This is a genomic window from Streptomyces sp. NPDC037410 (assembly GCF_055602235.1).
Map to the genome: position 1 here is coordinate 39,307 of NZ_JBVJWR010000001.1, position 15,589 is coordinate 54,895.

At 72.4% G+C, this 15,589-nt stretch carries 16 protein-coding genes; 11 read left to right on the top strand and 5 right to left on the bottom strand.

Annotation, left to right across the window (positions count from 1 at the left end; genetic code table 11):
• Positions 1–90 precede the first annotated feature (90 nt).
• Positions 91–612: a DUF4240 domain-containing protein gene (locus ACZ7HT_RS00165; RefSeq protein ID WP_471159004.1), complete on the top strand. Its 522-nt coding sequence runs from the start codon at positions 91–93 to the stop codon at positions 610–612.
• A 34-nt stretch (positions 613–646) separates the two neighbouring features.
• Here the strand turns inward: ACZ7HT_RS00165 and ACZ7HT_RS00170 are convergent, their stop codons facing one another.
• Together ACZ7HT_RS00170 and ACZ7HT_RS00175 are read right to left on the bottom strand one after the other, a co-directional pair.
• A complete protein-coding gene (locus tag ACZ7HT_RS00170; protein ID WP_471158102.1) occupies positions 647–1,480 on the bottom strand; it encodes an SDR family NAD(P)-dependent oxidoreductase in 834 nt (277 codons plus the stop codon).
• Positions 1,480–2,274 carry an SDR family NAD(P)-dependent oxidoreductase gene (locus ACZ7HT_RS00175; protein WP_471158104.1) on the bottom strand — a complete coding sequence of 265 codons (795 nt, stop codon included), beginning with the start codon at positions 2,272–2,274 and terminating at the stop codon, positions 1,480–1,482. The genes ACZ7HT_RS00170 and ACZ7HT_RS00175 overlap by 1 nt, the downstream gene beginning before the upstream one ends.
• Before the next feature lie 127 nt (positions 2,275–2,401).
• Here ACZ7HT_RS00175 and ACZ7HT_RS00180 point away from each other — a divergent pair, with 127 nt between their 5' ends.
• Positions 2,402–3,067 carry a TetR/AcrR family transcriptional regulator gene (locus tag ACZ7HT_RS00180; RefSeq protein WP_471158106.1) on the top strand — a complete coding sequence of 222 codons (666 nt, stop codon included), beginning with the start codon at positions 2,402–2,404 and terminating at the stop codon, positions 3,065–3,067.
• A gap of 13 nt (positions 3,068–3,080) precedes the next feature.
• On the opposite strand, the gene ACZ7HT_RS00185 is transcribed toward ACZ7HT_RS00180, so the two are convergent.
• Positions 3,081–3,581, bottom strand: a complete 501-nt coding sequence (locus ACZ7HT_RS00185) for a GNAT family N-acetyltransferase (RefSeq protein WP_471158108.1) — start codon at positions 3,579–3,581, stop codon at positions 3,081–3,083.
• Positions 3,582–3,619: 38 nt separating this feature from the next.
• Between ACZ7HT_RS00185 and ACZ7HT_RS00190 the strand changes: the two genes are divergently transcribed.
• Both ACZ7HT_RS00190 and ACZ7HT_RS00195 read left to right on the top strand, forming a co-directional pair.
• Positions 3,620–4,540, top strand: coding sequence for a TIGR01777 family oxidoreductase (locus ACZ7HT_RS00190; RefSeq protein WP_471158110.1), 921 nt, complete (start codon positions 3,620–3,622; stop codon positions 4,538–4,540).
• A gap of 189 nt (positions 4,541–4,729) precedes the next feature.
• A complete protein-coding gene (locus ACZ7HT_RS00195) occupies positions 4,730–6,091 on the top strand; it encodes an FAD-dependent oxidoreductase (protein ID WP_471158112.1) in 1,362 nt (453 codons plus the stop codon).
• Positions 6,092–6,132: 41 nt separating this feature from the next.
• Here the strand turns inward: ACZ7HT_RS00195 and ACZ7HT_RS00200 are convergent, their stop codons facing one another.
• A complete protein-coding gene (locus ACZ7HT_RS00200; protein ID WP_471158114.1) occupies positions 6,133–7,617 on the bottom strand; it encodes a regulator in 1,485 nt (494 codons plus the stop codon).
• A 287-nt stretch (positions 7,618–7,904) separates the two neighbouring features.
• Between ACZ7HT_RS00200 and lipB the strand changes: the two genes are divergently transcribed.
• The 4 genes from lipB to ACZ7HT_RS00220 all read left to right on the top strand — a co-directional run bounded on the left by lipB (position 7,905) and on the right by ACZ7HT_RS00220 (position 11,039).
• Positions 7,905–8,726, top strand: coding sequence for a lipoyl(octanoyl) transferase LipB (gene lipB / locus ACZ7HT_RS00205; RefSeq protein ID WP_471158116.1), 822 nt, complete (start codon positions 7,905–7,907; stop codon positions 8,724–8,726).
• A gap of 103 nt (positions 8,727–8,829) precedes the next feature.
• The gene (gene lipA / locus ACZ7HT_RS00210; protein ID WP_471158118.1) at positions 8,830–9,798 is read left to right on the top strand and encodes a lipoyl synthase; all 969 of its coding nucleotides are present in this window, start codon (positions 8,830–8,832) and stop codon (positions 9,796–9,798) included.
• Positions 9,799–10,108: 310 nt separating this feature from the next.
• Entirely contained in the window at positions 10,109–10,324 is a 216-nt protein-coding gene (locus ACZ7HT_RS00215; protein ID WP_471158120.1) for an SCO2195 family GlnR-regulated protein, read from the top strand.
• Between the two features lie 10 nt (positions 10,325–10,334).
• Positions 10,335–11,039 (top strand): DUF4191 domain-containing protein, encoded by a 705-nt coding sequence (locus ACZ7HT_RS00220; RefSeq protein WP_471158122.1) that lies wholly within the window; start codon positions 10,335–10,337, stop codon positions 11,037–11,039.
• A 62-nt stretch (positions 11,040–11,101) separates the two neighbouring features.
• Here the strand turns inward: ACZ7HT_RS00220 and ACZ7HT_RS00225 are convergent, their stop codons facing one another.
• On the bottom strand, positions 11,102–11,569 hold the full coding sequence (locus ACZ7HT_RS00225; RefSeq protein ID WP_471158124.1) for an RDD family protein: 468 nt from the start codon (positions 11,567–11,569) through the stop codon (positions 11,102–11,104).
• 222 nt (positions 11,570–11,791) lie between these two features.
• Between ACZ7HT_RS00225 and glnA the strand changes: the two genes are divergently transcribed.
• From glnA to ACZ7HT_RS00240, 3 genes are all read left to right on the top strand, one after another.
• Positions 11,792–13,216 carry a type I glutamate--ammonia ligase gene (glnA, locus tag ACZ7HT_RS00230; protein ID WP_471158126.1) on the top strand — a complete coding sequence of 475 codons (1,425 nt, stop codon included), beginning with the start codon at positions 11,792–11,794 and terminating at the stop codon, positions 13,214–13,216.
• 345 nt (positions 13,217–13,561) lie between these two features.
• Entirely contained in the window at positions 13,562–14,275 is a 714-nt protein-coding gene (locus ACZ7HT_RS00235) for a cyclodityrosine synthase (RefSeq protein ID WP_471158128.1), read from the top strand.
• Positions 14,272–15,468, top strand: coding sequence for a cytochrome P450 (locus ACZ7HT_RS00240; RefSeq protein WP_471158130.1), 1,197 nt, complete (start codon positions 14,272–14,274; stop codon positions 15,466–15,468). The genes ACZ7HT_RS00235 and ACZ7HT_RS00240 overlap by 4 nt, the downstream gene beginning before the upstream one ends.
• Positions 15,469–15,589: the final 121 nt, after the last annotated feature.

Below are 15,589 nucleotides of genomic sequence, written 5' to 3' on the forward strand. Positions count from 1 at the left end.
CCTGTCAGGGAATCCGGACATCTTCTGTCCGGTTTCATTTCGGGCTTTCCGGGTGCGTCGGACTCCGCGAGCCACGATGCTGGTCCCGTGATGGACGAGACCGAGTTCTGGGAGCTCATCGACGCCACCCGCGAGGAAGCCGAGGGCGACCCCGAGGAGCAGGCCGACCTGCTCGTGGAGCGGCTGACCCGGCTCGACCCCGACTCGGTGCTGGACTACGCGCGCCATTTCGAGGCCCGTTTCAACCGCGCGTACCTCTGGGACCTGTGGGGCGCGGCGGCGGTGCTCTTCGACGGGGCGGGCGAGGAGATCTTCGACTCGTTCCGCTGCTGGCTGATCGGCCAGGGCCGGGAGGTGTACGAGGGGGGCGTGCACGATCCGGACGCGCTGGCGGAGCTGATCGGCGACTTCGACGTGGAGATCGACGGGGACGGCGAGGAGATCGGCTTCGCGGCGGACGAGGCGTACGAGCGGCTGACCGGCGGCGAGACGCCCGACCTGGGCATTCCGATGCCGGGCGGGGAGCCGCTCGGCACCCCCTTCGACCTGGCGGACGACGACGTGCTCGCGGCCCGCTTCCCCCGGCTGTGGGAGCGCTTCGGGACGGTGTAGGTCCCGGGGGCGGGGCCCCCGGAACCCGTGCGTATCACCCCAGCTGGAGCCGGGGGTTCTCCTGGCCGAGGATCATGTCGGTCCTCGCCTTGAGAGCCGGGAAGAGCTGCTCGGGCTGCGGGATCGCCCAGTACTTCCCCTCGGCGATCATCTCGAAGACCCGCTCGGCGTGCTCCTCGGGCGTGAGCCCGTGCTCGTCGGCCATCGCCTGCAGCTGGTCGTTGACGGCGACGATCTCCGGCGGGGCGGTCTCCCCGGGCCTGGCGGCCTTGAAGATCTCGCTCTTGACCGAGCCGGGGGTCACGACGGACACCTGGATCGGGGCGCCCTTCATCTGCATCTCGTAGTGCAGCGACTCGGTGAGGGCGAGCGTGCCGAACTTGGTGACGCTGTACGGCGCCATCAGCGGGCTCGGCAGCATGCCGCCGATCGAGGAGACGTTGACGACCCAGGCCTTCTCGCCGCGTTCCAGCATGCGCGGGACGAAGGCCCGGATGCCGTTGACGTATCCGCCGATGTTGATCCGGAGCATGGCGTCCCAGCGTTCGGCCGGGATCTCCCAGGAGTAGCCCATGGCCATGATCCCGGCGTTGTTGACCAGCAGGTCGACGGCGCCGTGGCGGGTGTACGCGGTGTCGGCGAGGGCCTCGACCGAGGCGGGGTCGGCGACGTCGGTGACGACGGCGGTGACCTCGGCTCCGGTGGCGGACAGCTCGCCGGCGAACTCGGCGAGGCGCTCGGCTGCGATGTCGGCGAGGACCAGCTTCATGCCGAGCCCGGCGGCGTGCCGGGCGAGACCGGCGCCGATCCCGGAGGAGGCGCCGGTGATGACGGCCGTACGGCCGCCGAAGACCTCGCGGGCGGACATCAGAAGTGGGTCCCGCCGTCGATGCGGACCTCGGTGCCGGTGATGAACTTCCCGTCCTCGGAGGCGAGCATCGCGACGACGCCGGCGACGGTCTCGGGGCCGGCGAAGCCCTGGCCGAGGGCGGGGGCGAGCTTGGCGAAGAGGGACCAGTCGGTGTCCTCGGGCAGGCCGGGGCCCTGGGACTGCCGGGAGGCGCCGGAGCCGTCGGTCATGCCGGAGGAGATGGAGCCGGGCTGGACGGCGGTGAAGCGGATGCCCTGCTTGGCGTACTCGGCGGCGAGCGCGTGGGTCATGGACTGGATGCCGCCCTTGCTGGCCGCGTAGGCCGCCATGTAGGGGTGGGCGAACATCGCGGAGGTGGAGGAGAAGTTCACGACGGCGGAGTCGTCGCCCTCCAGGAGCGCCGGGATCGCCTCGCGGATCATCAGGAAGGTGCCGGTGAGGTTGATCCGGACGACCTGCTCGAAGGAGTCGAGGGTGGTCTCGTGGGTGTGCGAGGAGCGGAGGATGCCGGCGGCGTTGACCAGGACGTCCAGGCCGCCGAGGGCCTCGACGGCGGCGGCGACGCCCTCGCGTACGGAGGTCTCGTCGCCGATGTTCACGACGAGGGTGGTGAGGCGGTCGGCGGCGTCGCCGGCCTTGGCGACGGTGTCCTTGAGGCCGGCCTCGCTGATGTCGGCGGCGACGACGCGGCCGCCCTCGGCGAGCATGCGCAGGACGGTGGCCTGGCCGATGCCGGAGCCGCCGCCGGTGATGAGGGCGCGGCGTCCTTCGTAACGAGTCAGCTGGTTCATGTCGACAACCTCTCGATGTCAAGCTTTCCGGGGGTACTGCCACCGTACGCCTGAGTGGCACGTTTTGCCACAGTTGCATGACATGCACCTTCGACATGCTCGACAGGCGCAGGCGTACGCTTCGTGGGTGAGCACCAAGCCCGTGGGCGCCACGCCCCCCACCCCCTCGCTCCCCTCGCTGACGGAGCGCCGCAAGGCCGCCACCCAGCTCGACATCGCCCGCGCCGCCGCCGAGCTCTTCACCGAGCGCGGCCCCGACGGCACCACGGCCGAGGAGATCGCCCAGCGGTCCGGCGTCGCCCTGCGCACCTTCTACCGCTACTTCCGGTCCAAGCAGGACGCCGTCGCCCCGCTCCTCTCCGGCGGCGCCGACCGCTGGCGGGCCCTCCTCGCCGCGACCGAACCGGGCGCCGGCGTGCCCGAGGCCCTGGAGCGCTCGATCGCCGCGTCCCTCACCCCCGCGAGCGCGGCCGACGCCGAGGGCCTGCGCTGGACGCGCGGACTCCTGCGGGCCGCCGCCGAGGACCCCGCCCTCCGGGCCGTCTGGTACCGGGTCAACCAGGAGTCCGAGGAACGCCTCCGCGACGTCGTCGCCGGACTCGCCGGACCGGACGCCGACCCGCTGGAGGTGCGCCTCGCGGCGGCGGCGGCCACCGACGCGATCCGGATCGCCCTGGAGAGCTGGGCGGAGACGGACGCGCCGGAGCACGGGGCCGGCGCGCCGGCCGCCCTCGCGGTCCGCTGCCTGCGCGAACTGATGGGCGGGATGAGGCTGCTCGCCTCGGAGCGGTGACCGGCCGTCGGCGTCAGACCAGCGACCGGCCCATCAACACGTCGTCCACATAGGCCCCGTCGAGGAACATCTCCCCCGGCAGCACGCCCTCGACCCGGAAGCCCTCGGAGGCGTAGAGCGCGCGGGCCGGCGCGTTGTGCCCGAGGACCCGCAGGGTGATCCGGACGGCGCCCTCCTCCCGGGACCGGTCCATCACGGCCCGCAGCAGCGCCCGGGCGACGCCCCTGCCCCGGGCGGAGGCGGCGACGGCGAGGCCCTGGATCTGACGGACGTGGGCGTTGACGAGGAGCGGGGTCGGCTGCACCGCCCGGACGTAGCCGACGATCGCCCCGCCGTCCTCCGCCACGAGGAACTGCTCCGGCCCGTTCCGCTCGCCGAAGAAGGGCGCGCCCGGCTCCGGGGCGGGCATCACGGCGTGGAGGGTCGACCAGGTGGCCCGGTCGAGCTCCGAGAGCGCGGCGTCGTCGTCCGGCACGGCGGTCCGTATGCGTATCTGCGTCTCTGACTCGATCATGAAGGCCACTGTGCCACGCGCCCGCCGGGGAGGGCAGGATGGTGACCATGCAGCGTTCCGCCCCTCGCAAGCGCGTCGCCGTCACCGGCGCCTCCGGACTCATCGGCGCGGCCCTGGTCCGCTCCCTGCGCGCCGACGGCCACGACGTCCTCCGCCTCGTCCGCCGCCCGGCCCGGACCGCCGACGAGGTCGAATGGGACCCCAAGCGGCTGTACGTGGACGCCGCCGGGCTCGTCGGCGTCGACGCCGTCGTCCACCTGGCGGGCGCCGGCGTCGGCGAGCGCCGCTGGAACGAGGCGTACAAGAAGGAGATCCGGGACAGCCGGGTCCTCGGCACGACGGCCATCGCCCAGGCCCTCGCCTCCCTCGCCGCCCCGCCGGAGGCACTGGTCTGCGGCACGGCACTCGGCTGGTACGGGGACACCGGCACCCGCGCGGTAGACGAGAGCGCCCCCGCCGGTACGGGCTTCCTGCCCTCGGTCTGCGTGGAGTGGGAGGCCGCGGCCGCCCCCGCCGAGGAGGCCGGCATCCGCGTCACCTACGCCCGCACCGGCCTCGTCGTGGCCCGCGAGGGCGGCGCGTGGGGGCGGCTCTTCCCCGTCTTCCGCGCGGGACTCGGCGGACGGATGGGCGACGGCCGCCAGTACTGGTCGTACATCTCCCTCCACGACGAGGTGGCCGCCCTGCGCCACCTCGTCGACACCCCGGCCCTCTCGGGCCCGGTGAACCTGACGGCCCCCGACCCCGTCACCAACCGCGAGGTGACGGCGGCGATGGGCCGGGTCCTGCGCCGCCCGACGCTCTTCACCGTGCCGGCACCAGCCCTGAAGGTCGTCCTCGGCGACTTCGCGGCGGATGTGCTGGGCAGTCAGCGGGTCCTGCCGGGGCGCCTGTTGGAGACCGGATTCGACTTCGCCTTCCCGACGATCGACGACTCGATCCGCGCGGCGCTGCGGTAACGCGGGCCCCTGCGCTCCCCCGTGCTGCGTGCACCCCTTCGCGCGCGGGCCGACTTCCCGCACGGCGCTGCCTAGGCTCGACGCCCACTGTCGAGGCCCACTGTTCGATACGAACGCGAACTTGGGCATTCCGGGGGCCCGTTGGGGGCATAAGGCCTCCCACCGGCGCGCCGACCTGGGGAGGGGCACGTGCTCAGTACCGCAAGTACCGCACAGCACAGGGACGTCGTGGAGACCGTCGACGTCGTCATCGTAGGAGCCGGGATCGCGGGGCTCGCGGCCGCGCACCAGCTGACCGGCGCCGGGCTCGCCGTCGCCGTCCTGGAAGCGGAACCGCGGGTCGGCGGCCGGCTGGCCACCGACCTCGTCGACGGCTTCCGGCTCGACCGTACGGGCCCGCTGCTCACCCTCTCGCCCGAGGAGCTCCGGGCCACGCCGGGGCTCGCCGGTCTTCCGCTGCGCCCGTTCGCCCCCGGGGTGCTCGTGCACAGCGACGGGCGGTACGCGCGGTGGGGCGTCCCGCACCCGCGCCGCACCCCCGGCCACCGGGGCGGCGGGGTCCACCGTGGCGTGGGGGGAGCGTTCAGTGTGGCGCGCGCCCTCGCGAGCGCCCCCCGCAATCCGGCCGCCTCGCTCGACCAGGCGCGGCTCGGCGCCTCCCTCGTCCGGCTCGCCGCGACCCCGACCGCGCGGCTGCTCGCCCGGCCCGAGCGGACCGCCCGGGAGGCCCTGACCGCGCGGCTCCCCGCCCGTACGGTCCAGGGGGTGCTGCGGCCGCTGCTCGCCGCGCTCCTCGCCGACCCGGACCTCGGCATGTCCAGCCGGCAGGCGGACCTGGCGCTCCGGGCGTTCGCCCGGGGGCGGCCGGCCGTCCCCGAGGGCGGCTCCGCGGCGCTCCCCGAACGGCTCGCCGCCGCGCTGCCGCCGGGCACGGTCCGCACGGGCGTCCGGGTCACGGACGTGTCGGTCTCCCGGGTCGCGACGGCCGAGCACGGCGTCATCGGCTGTCGTTCCGTGCTCCTGGCCACGGGGGCGCGCATGGCGGCGTCCCTGCTGCCCGGCCTGCGGGTCCCCGCCTTCCACCCGGTCACGGTCCTGCACCACACGGCCCCCGTGGCGCCGTACGCCGACCCCACCCTCCTCCTGGAGTCCGACCCCGGCGGGCCGGTCGCCCACACGGCGGTCATGAGCGCCGTCGACCCGTCCCGGGCCCCGGCCGGGCGGGCCCTCATCACCTCCACGGTCCTCGGCACGCCCCCGGACGACACGGAGCGGCGGGTCCGCAAACACCTCGCCACGCTCTACGGCACGTCGACGGACGACTGGGAACTCCTCGCCCTCCGCCACACCCCCGACGCGGTGCCCTCCATGCCGCCCCCGCACGACGCCCACCGCTCGGTCCGGCTCCTGGCGGGGCTGTACGTGTGCGGCGACCACCGGGACGTGAGCACGCCCCAGGGAGCCCTCTCGTCGGCCCGCCGAGCGACGACGGCCCTCCTGACGGACCTGAGGATCCCCCACCCGACCCCGGCCACGGACAGCGCCGCCTGACCGCCGCCGTTGTGGGCCCGCGCCCGGCGGGGGCGGGCGCGTCAGCCCAGGGCCGCGACCCGGTCGCGGTACGTGCGGGCCGCTGCCGCGTCGCGGTACGGCTCCAGGCGGCGCTCGAAGTCGCGGACGTACTCCACCGCCCGCGCCGACCGCATCTCCGAGGCCTGCTGCGCCGCCTCCGCGCCCAGCGCGCACGCCTGGTCCAGTTCCCCCAGGGCCAGGCGGGACGTGGCCAGGACGACCCGGCAGAAGAGGCGGCTGCGGGCGAAGCCGGGGGCCCGGAGCTGGAGGGCGCGCTCGGCGTGCTGCGCGGCGGGGCGGTACTGCTGGAGGTCCCGGTGGCAGTGCCCGAGCTCGTCGGCGAGCTGCGCCTCGTCGAAGTGGCGGGCCCAGTACGGGACCTCGTCGCCGGGCCGGGCCGCCTCCAGGGCCCGTTCCGCGCGGACGAGGGAGGCGCTGCAGGCCCGTGCCTCGCCGAGGACCGCGTGGCCCCGCGCCTCGACGGCGTGCAGCATCGCCTGGACGACGGGCGGCGCGGCGGGGCCGACGCCCTGCTGGGCGACCCGGGCGAGCTGCACGGCTTCCCGGCCGTGGCCGAGGTAGACGGCCTGGCAGCTCATGGTGAGGAGCACGTACGAGCCGTAGGCCCGGTCCCCGGCGGCCTGGGCGAGGCGCAGTGCCTGGACGAAGTACCGCTGGGCGAGCCCGTGGGCGGCGATGTCGTACGAGGTCCAGCCGGCGAGCCGGGTGAGGTCGGCGGCGGCGGCGAAGAGGCGGCGGCCGGTGGACTCCCCGTACGTGCCGCGCAGCATGGGCTCGGCCTCGTGTTCCAGGTAGCGGACGAGGGCCTGGCGGGCGTGGCCGCCGCCGTAGGCGTGGTCGAGGGTGCGGAAGAGTTCGCCGACGGAGCGGAGGGCTGCGATGTCGCCGCTGGAGACCCGCTGGCCGGGGCCCCTGTCCGTACCGCGCTGGCGGGGCACGGAGAAGCGGCTCTGGGGCGGGACCCGGGGGTCCTGCGGGAGTGCCCCGACGGGACCCGCGGCGGCGCGGGGCGCGGAGGGGGCGGGTTCGCCGCGGCCGACCCGGTCGTCGGCGCGGCCGATGAGCCAGTCGCGGCTGGGGACGACGAGTCCGGCCGGGGTGAAGGCGATCTTGCGGAGTTCGGCGTGGCTGCCGGAGTCCTTGCGCCACAGGCCGCTGACGATGTCGACGGCCTCCTCGGGGGTGGCGGCGAACTCCAGGCCCGCGTAGACGGGCGCGCAGGCGTCGAGGCCGAGGTCCTGGGCGGAGAGGCGGCGGCCGAGGCGGCGGGTGAAGACCTCGGCGATGAGGGCGGGGGTGGTGCCGCGCGGCTGCTGTCCGCGGAGCCAGCGGGTCACGGAGGTCTTGTCGTACCGCAGGTCGAGGCCGTGTTCCAGACCGAGCTGGTCGACCCGTCTGGCGAGCCCCGCGTTGGAGAAGCCGGCTTCGGCGATGAGCGCGGCGAGCTGGCGGTTCGGGATGCGCTGCGGTGGTCGTTCCGTCATCAGCTGTGCGGTCTCCTGCCTTCCGGGTCCGGGCGGCAGCCCTGTCGGACCCTCATGGAACGGCGTGAATTTAGCGGTCCCCACGGCCCGTACCGCCACCTTCGCCCCACATTCATCCGATCGTGTGAGGATTGACGGCATCGCTGACGTAGGCGCCCCCGTCCACCTGCCGGAGTGGCGTCCCCCGCGCCGCCGTACAGTGGCATGGGCGCGAATGACGCATGGTGCCGAGCCGGCCCGGGATGATCCCCGGTCCCCGTCGGAGGCACCCAGGAGGAGGCATGGCCGTGAGTGAGCTGCGATTCGTCCGCCTTGGGTTCGGCGCGGAAGCCGTCGACTACCAGGTGGCCTGGGACAGGCAGCGTGAGGTGCACGCCGCGCGGTTCGCCGACGAGATCGACGACACCTGTCTGCTCCTTGAGCATCCGCCGGTCTACACGGCCGGCCGGCGCACGCAGGAGAGCGAGCGGCCGCTGGACGGGACTCCGGTGGTGGACGTGGACCGCGGCGGCAAGATCACCTGGCACGGCCCCGGCCAGCTGGTCGGCTACCCGATCATGAAGCTGCCCCGCCCGGTGGACGTCGTCGCGCACGTGCGCCGCCTGGAGGAGGCCCTGATCCGCACGGCCGCCGACTTCGGTCTGGAGACGACGCGGATCGAGGGGCGCAGCGGCGTCTGGGTCCTCGGCGACCCGGTCGAGCAGCGGCCGTCGATCGGCGGGCTCTCCCTGGACTTCGACCCGCGGCTCACGGACGAGGAGTTCGACCCGCGCCTGAACGGCCCCGAGTACGCCCCGTCCAACGCCGGCCAGCGCCGCGAGGACCGGAAGCTCGCCGCGATCGGCATCCGGGTCGCCAAGGGCGTCACCATGCACGGCTTCTCGTTCAACGTGAACCCGGACAACACCTGGTTCGACCGGATCATCCCGTGCGGCATCCGCGACGCGGGCGTGGCCTCCCTGGCCAACGAGCTCGGCCGGGACATCACGATCGAGGAGGCGCTCCCCGTCGTCGAGAAGCACCTGCGGGACGTGCTGGAGAACGCCGACCCCAAGCCGCGGGAGGTCGAGCGCGAAGACGCGGGCCGGACGGTACCGGCCTCGGCCTGAGGAATGCCGAGCCCTGGCCACAGGTTGGCCAGACGTAGGCAAGGCATGGAAGCAACGGGCGTACCCTGGTGTGCGCCGAAGAATCGAAGCTACAGGAGCCGATGTGTCCGCAGTCGCCCCCGACGGACGCAAGATGCTGCGCCTGGAGGTCCGGAACGCCCAGACCCCCATCGAGCGCAAGCCCGAGTGGATCAAGACCCGCGCGAAGATGGGTCCCGAGTACACGAAGATGCAGGGCCTCGTGAAGAGCGAGGGCCTGCACACGGTCTGCCAGGAGGCGGGCTGTCCCAACATCTTCGAGTGCTGGGAGGACCGCGAGGCGACCTTCCTCATCGGCGGTGACCAGTGCACCCGGCGCTGCGACTTCTGCCAGATCGACACGGGCAAGCCCGAGGCGCTGGACCGTGACGAGCCCCGCCGCGTCGGCGAGTCGGTCGTCACGATGGACCTGAACTACGCCACCATCACGGGCGTCGCGCGCGACGACCTGGAGGACGGCGGCGCCTGGCTGTACGCCGAGACCGTGCGCCAGATCCACCAGCAGACGGCGGACCGCGCCGAGGGCCGGACCAAGGTCGAGCTGCTCGCCCCCGACTTCAACGCGGTGCCGGAGCTCCTCAAGGAGGTCTTCGACTCCCGCCCCGAGGTCTTCGCGCACAACGTCGAGACCGTCCCGCGGATCTTCAAGCGGATCCGTCCGGGCTTCCGTTACGAGCGCTCCCTGGACGTCATCACCCAGGCCCGTGACTACGGTCTGGTCACGAAGTCCAACCTGATCCTCGGCATGGGCGAGACCCGCGAGGAGATCAGCGAGGCCCTGCGGCAGCTGCACGAGGCGGGCTGCGAACTCATCACGATCACGCAGTACCTGCGCCCGTCGGTCCGGCACCACCCCGTGGAGCGCTGGGTGAAGCCGCAGGAGTTCGTGGAGCTGAAGGAGGAGGCCGACGAGATCGGTTTCTCCGGTGTGATGTCGGGCCCGCTGGTCCGCTCCTCGTACCGCGCGGGCCGGCTGTACCAGCAGGCGATCGAGAAGCGCGGCGCGGTCGACAACGCGACGCAGGCGGTCTGAGTCCGCTCCAGGACGCCCAGGGCGTTCAGGACGCTCAGGACGCTCAGGACCGTGTGAATCCGAGCACAAGCAGTTACCGGCCAGTAGAGGCCGGATCCGGCGCGGCCCGTACGCCTCCGCAGCTCAGCGGGGGCGTACGGGCCGCTTCGGCGTGCGCACGGTCCTCCACATGGCCGCATCAACGTTTCATCAGTGTTTGACCACCGGGTCACGCACTGGTAACACCGATCTGTGAGCCTGGTTTCACTCACCGCCATCACTCGCTCACACCCCCCACCTCGTCTCACCCGCAATCGAGGGAGGACCCCGCATGCCGGCCGCATCGACGCACGTCCGCGTCAGCGCGATCCCGTCCGTCACCGACGCCCTGAGGGCCGTGGAGGCCCTGCTCCTGGGCGCCGGCCAGCGCACAGCGCGGCGCAACGCCTGGAACTCCGTCCTGGAGGACCGCCGCCGCGCCAAGGACCGGGTGGAGGCCCAGCACGTGATGGAGGTCGCGTCGGGCCGGGCTTCCCGGGCCACGTAAACTTCTGGACATGGCGAGGAAGGCAAACACGGGCAGCGCTGACGCTGCGAACCCCGGGCGACTGAAGCAGATCGCCCTCACGTACCAGATGACCCGGAAGGCCGACCCGAAGGTCGGTCTCGTCGTCGCGGGCGTGGGCATCGGCGTACTCGGTGTCCTCCTCGCGATCGGCTTCCTCATCGGTCATCCGGTCTACCTGGGCATCCTGGGCCTGGTCCTGGGACTCCTGGCGGCGGCCATCGTCTTCGGGCGGCGTGCCGAGCGCGCGGCCTTCGGGCAGATGGAGGGCCAGCCGGGCGCGGCCGCGGCGGTGCTGCAGAACGTCGGGCGCGGCTGGACGACGACCCCCGCGGTCGCGATGAACCGCAGCCAGGACGTCGTGCACCGCGCGGTCGGCCGGGCGGGCATCGTCCTGGTGGCCGAGGGCAACCCGAACCGGGTGAAGACCCTGCTGGCGGCCGAGAAGAAGCGGATGAGCCGCGTCGTGGTGGACGTGCCGGTGCACGACATCATCGTCGGCGACGGCGAGGGCCAGGTGCCGCTGAAGAAGATCCGTACGACCATGCTCAAGATGCCCCGCGTGCTCACCGGCCCGCAGGTGACCGCGGCCAACGACCGGCTGCGGGCGATGGGCGACCTGATGAGCAACATGCCGCTGCCGAAGGGTCCGATGCCGAAGGGCATGCGGATGCCGCGCGGCGGAAAGACGCGCTGACACCCGACCTGACGAGAAAGGCCCCGGACCGCACGGTCCGGGGCCTTTCTCGTATGCGATTCTCAGATGCGGACCTGGACGGCGCCGGCGAGGCGGTCGTGGAGGCCCCGGCCGTCGCGGTCCCAGATGAGGGCCGGGAGGGCGAGGCAGACGAGCAGGGAGCGGAGCACGACACGGAAGGCGCCGAGCCGGCCGCCCCCCACCGAGGCCACGCGCAGGCCGAAGAGCCGCTTGCCGGGGGTCGAACCGAGGGTGCCGACGGTCAGCACGCTCAGCACGAAGAGGATCACCACGGCCCAGTTCGCGTTGGTCTGGTCATAGCGGTGGGTGATCAGGCCGTATGCGATCAACGCGCAGAGGGCCCAGTCGACGGCGAGGGCGCCGAGGCGCCGCCCGGGGCGGGCGATCGAGCCGGGGCCGGTCTCGGGCAGCCCGAGCTGCTCGCCGCGGTAGCCGAAGTCGACGCCTGCGTCCTCGGCCGCCGCGCGGGGGCCGGAGAGCCAAGATCCGAGTGCTTGCCTGTTGTCCACCCGACCACGGTACTGTGCCCGTTTTTGATCACTTCGGCCCGGGTGCGCGTAGGGCGTCGGAGAGGCGGAACAGCACCCGGGCCGGTTAACTTCGACGAAACAATTGGGTCATGCTTGAGAAATCCCGTCTGCCTATGGTCGGGTCCAGCGTGTGCCACCGCACTGGCCGCATGACCGAGCTGCAAGCCCGCCCCTCCCCGGGCCGGGAGTAGGAGGAGTTGGATGTCCCAGAACAACGGGTTCCAGAACGCCGACGAGGTCAACAAGTTCATCAAGGACAACGACGTCAAGATGGTCGACGTCCGGTTCTGTGACCTCCCGGGCGTGATGCAGCACTTCACGATCCCGGCGACGGCCTTCGACCCGTCCGAGGAGCTCGCCTTCGACGGCTCGTCGATCCGCGGTTTCCAGGCCATCCACGAGTCCGACATGGCGCTCCGCGCCGACCTGTCGACGGCCCGCGTGGACCCCTTCCGCCGCGACAAGACGCTGAACATCAACTTCTTCATCCACGACCCGATCACGGGCGAGCAGTACAGCCGTGACCCGCGGAACATCGCGAAGAAGGCCGAGGCGTACCTCGCCTCCACCGGCATCGCCGACACCGCCTACTTCGGCCCCGAGGCCGAGTTCTACGTCTTCGACTCGGTCCGCTTCGAGACCTCCGCGAACCAGGGCTTCTACCACATCGACTCCGAGGCCGGCGCCTGGAACACCGGTGCGGAGGAGAACAACCGCGGCTACAAGGTGCGCTACAAGGGCGGCTACTTCCCGGCCCCGCCGGTCGACCACTTCGCCGACCTGCGCTCGGAGATCTCCCTGGAGCTGGAGAACGTCGGCCTGCAGGTCGAGCGCCAGCACCACGAGGTCGGCACCGCCGGACAGGCCGAGATCAACTACAAGTTCAACACGCTGCTCGCCGCGGCCGACGACCTGATGCTCTTCAAGTACATCGTGAAGAACGTCGCCTGGCGCAACGGCAAGACCGCGACCTTCATGCCGAAGCCGATCTTCGGCGACAACGGCTCGGGCATGCACGTCCACCAGTCGCTGTGGGCGAACGGCGACCCGCTGTTCTACGACGAGACGGGCTACGCGGGCCTCTCGGACACCGCCCGCTACTACATCGGCGGCATCCTCAAGCACGCCCCGTCGCTGCTCGCCTTCACCAACCCGACGGTGAACTCGTACCACCGCCTGGTCCCGGGCTTCGAGGCCCCGGTCAACATGGTGTACTCGCAGCGCAACCGCTCCGCCGCCATGCGCATCCCGATCACGGGCTCGAACCCGAAGGCCAAGCGCGTCGAGTTCCGCGCGCCGGACCCGTCCTCGAACCCGTACCTCGCCTTCTCGGCGCTGCTCCTCGCGGGCCTCGACGGCATCAAGAACAAGATCGAGCCCGCGGAGCCGATCGACAAGGACCTGTACGAGCTCGCTCCCGAGGAGCACGCGAACGTCCAGCAGGTCCCGACCAACCTGGAGGCCGTCCTCAACGCCCTCGAGGACGACAACGAGTACCTCCAGGCCGGCGGCGTCTTCACCTCGGACCTCATCGAGACCTGGATCGACTACAAGCGCACCAACGAGATCGCCCCGATCCAGCTGCGCCCGCACCCGCACGAGTTCGAGCTCTACTTCGACCTCTAAAGCGCGGATCGCACGCGACGAAGGCCGCCGCCCCCGGAACTCCGAGGGCGGCGGCCTTCGCCGTTCGCCGTTCGCCGGAGCCGCTCATCGCGAGAGCGCCTCACGACGCTGCCGCGGGACGCCCCGCGCGCCGGTGCACGGACTCCACGTGGCGGACACCGCGAAGCGGGTCTCGTTGCTTTCGGCCAAGATCACGAAAATATGAACAGCTGACGAACTATCACCCGTACCTACGGGTAGGGGGTTCACGCTCCGCGACGGGTCGATAGCGTGTCGTCGTCGCTGCCGCCACACCCGGAGCACTGGGCTCCGCTGGGACTAGCTGGCGCGATGAGGACTGCCTACGTGACTCAGGCGGCTTTCGCCCCTGCCGAGACGCTCCGACTCCAGCCGTACACCGATCACTGCCGCGTCATCGCCGACGAGGGCGCGCACGTGGTCATCGGCGTCTCCCCGGGGAACAGTTATTTCACCGCCCAGCGGCTGCGCGAGCTGACGCGCTGGGGCTTGGACCACTTCGAACAGGTCGACCTCGTCTACACCGATCTGCATGTCGACGACATGTACGGGGCGCTGGGGTACGGGGCCGACGAGGCGCGACGGAAGGCCGTGAAGAACCTGCGGGGGGTGCGGGCCAAGGTCGGGGCGGCCGTGACGGAGGCCGATCCCACGGGGGTACGGGTCCGGGCCCGCGGGATGTCGGAGTTCGGGGACGTGCCGGCCTACCGGGAGCTGCACCGCACGGTGCTCGACGCGGTGGCGGCGGACCCGGTGGTGCGGGAGACCTGCGACGCGCTGACCGGGATCTTCCTGGCCGGGAAGCTGGCGCCGGGGCAGGTCGTCGACGAGCGGCAGCGGGAGGTGTGCCGGGCGTACATCTGCGCCGAGGTACCGCTGTTCCTGGACACGCCCGCGATCCTCGGGGTGCCGTCCTCGCTCAACTGCTACCACCAGGCACTGCCGTTGGCCGATCTGCTGTACGGGCGGGGGTCCGGGCTGCGGGCCTCGCGCAACCAGGGCCACGGCATCCTCACGCCCGTCGAAGGAGTCTCCGCATGAGCACCGCCACCGCAAGCGCACTGCCCGCGTTCCCCTTCGACTGGGACGGGACCCGGCTGCCCGCCGAGATCGCCGGACTGCGCGCCGAGCCGGTCCGGAAGGTCCGCACGATCGCCGGGGCGGAGGCCTGGCTGGTCTCCTCGTACGAGCTGTGCAGATTCGTCCTGGAGGACCAGAGGTTCAGCCTGAAGGACACCTCCGCGCCCGGGGCGCCGCGGCAGTACGCGCTGACGATCCCGCCGCACGTCGTGAACAACATGGGCAACATCACCGGCGCCGGGCTGCGCAAGGCCGTCATGAAGGCGATCAACCCGAAGGCGCCCGGCCTGGAGGAGTGGCTGCGGGCGCGGGCCGGGTCCCTGGTGGACGCGCTGGTCGCCGAGGGGGCGCCCGGGGAGCTGCGGGGCGCCTACGCCGATCCGTACTCGTCGGGGCTGCACTGCCGGATGCTGGGCATCCCGGAGGAGGACGGGCCGCGGCTGCTGCGCAGTCTGGACGTCGCCTTCATGAACGCGCCGCGAGAGATCGAGGCGGCCCGGCTGAACTGGGACCGGGACATCGCGTACATGACGGAGCGGCTCGACGATCGGGCGACCGGCGGGCTGATGGCGGAGCTCGCGGAGCTGCGCGAGGACCCCGACTACGCGCACCTGACGGACGAGATGCTGGCGACCGTGGGCGTGACGCTGTTCGGGGCCGGGGTGATCTCCACCGCCGGGTTCCTGACGATGGCGCTCGTGTCGGTGCTGACCCGGCCGGACGTGCGGGAGGCGCTGACCGCCGGCGGCGCGGGCGCGGTCGCCGGGGCGATGGACGAGCTGCTGCGGGTGAACCTGTCGATCGGCGACGGGCTGCCCCGGGTCGCCTTGGAGGACGTACGGCTCGGCGACGTCGACGTACGGGCCGGTGAACTGGTCCTCGTGCTCGTGGAGGCGGCGAACCACGATCCCGAGCGCTTCCCCGACCCGCTGGCCTTCCGGCCGGACCGGGAGAACGCCGGCGACCACCTCTCCTTCGGCGGCGGCTCGCACTACTGCCCGGCGACGGCGCTCGGCAAGCGGCACGCCGAGATCGCCCTGGAGACGCTCCTCGACCGGCTGCCGGGGCTGCGGCTCGCGGTGCCGGTCGAGCAGCTGGTGTGGCGCACCAACTTCATGAAGCGGCTTCCGGAACGGCTGCCGGTGGCCTGGTAGCGGGCGGGATCGACCGCGAGATCGTACGGGGGTGGGGGGGGGGGGGGGGGGGGGGGGGGGGGGGGGGGGCCGGGGGGGGGGGGGGGGGGGGGGGGCGGCCCCCGGTCGTGGGAGGGGCGGG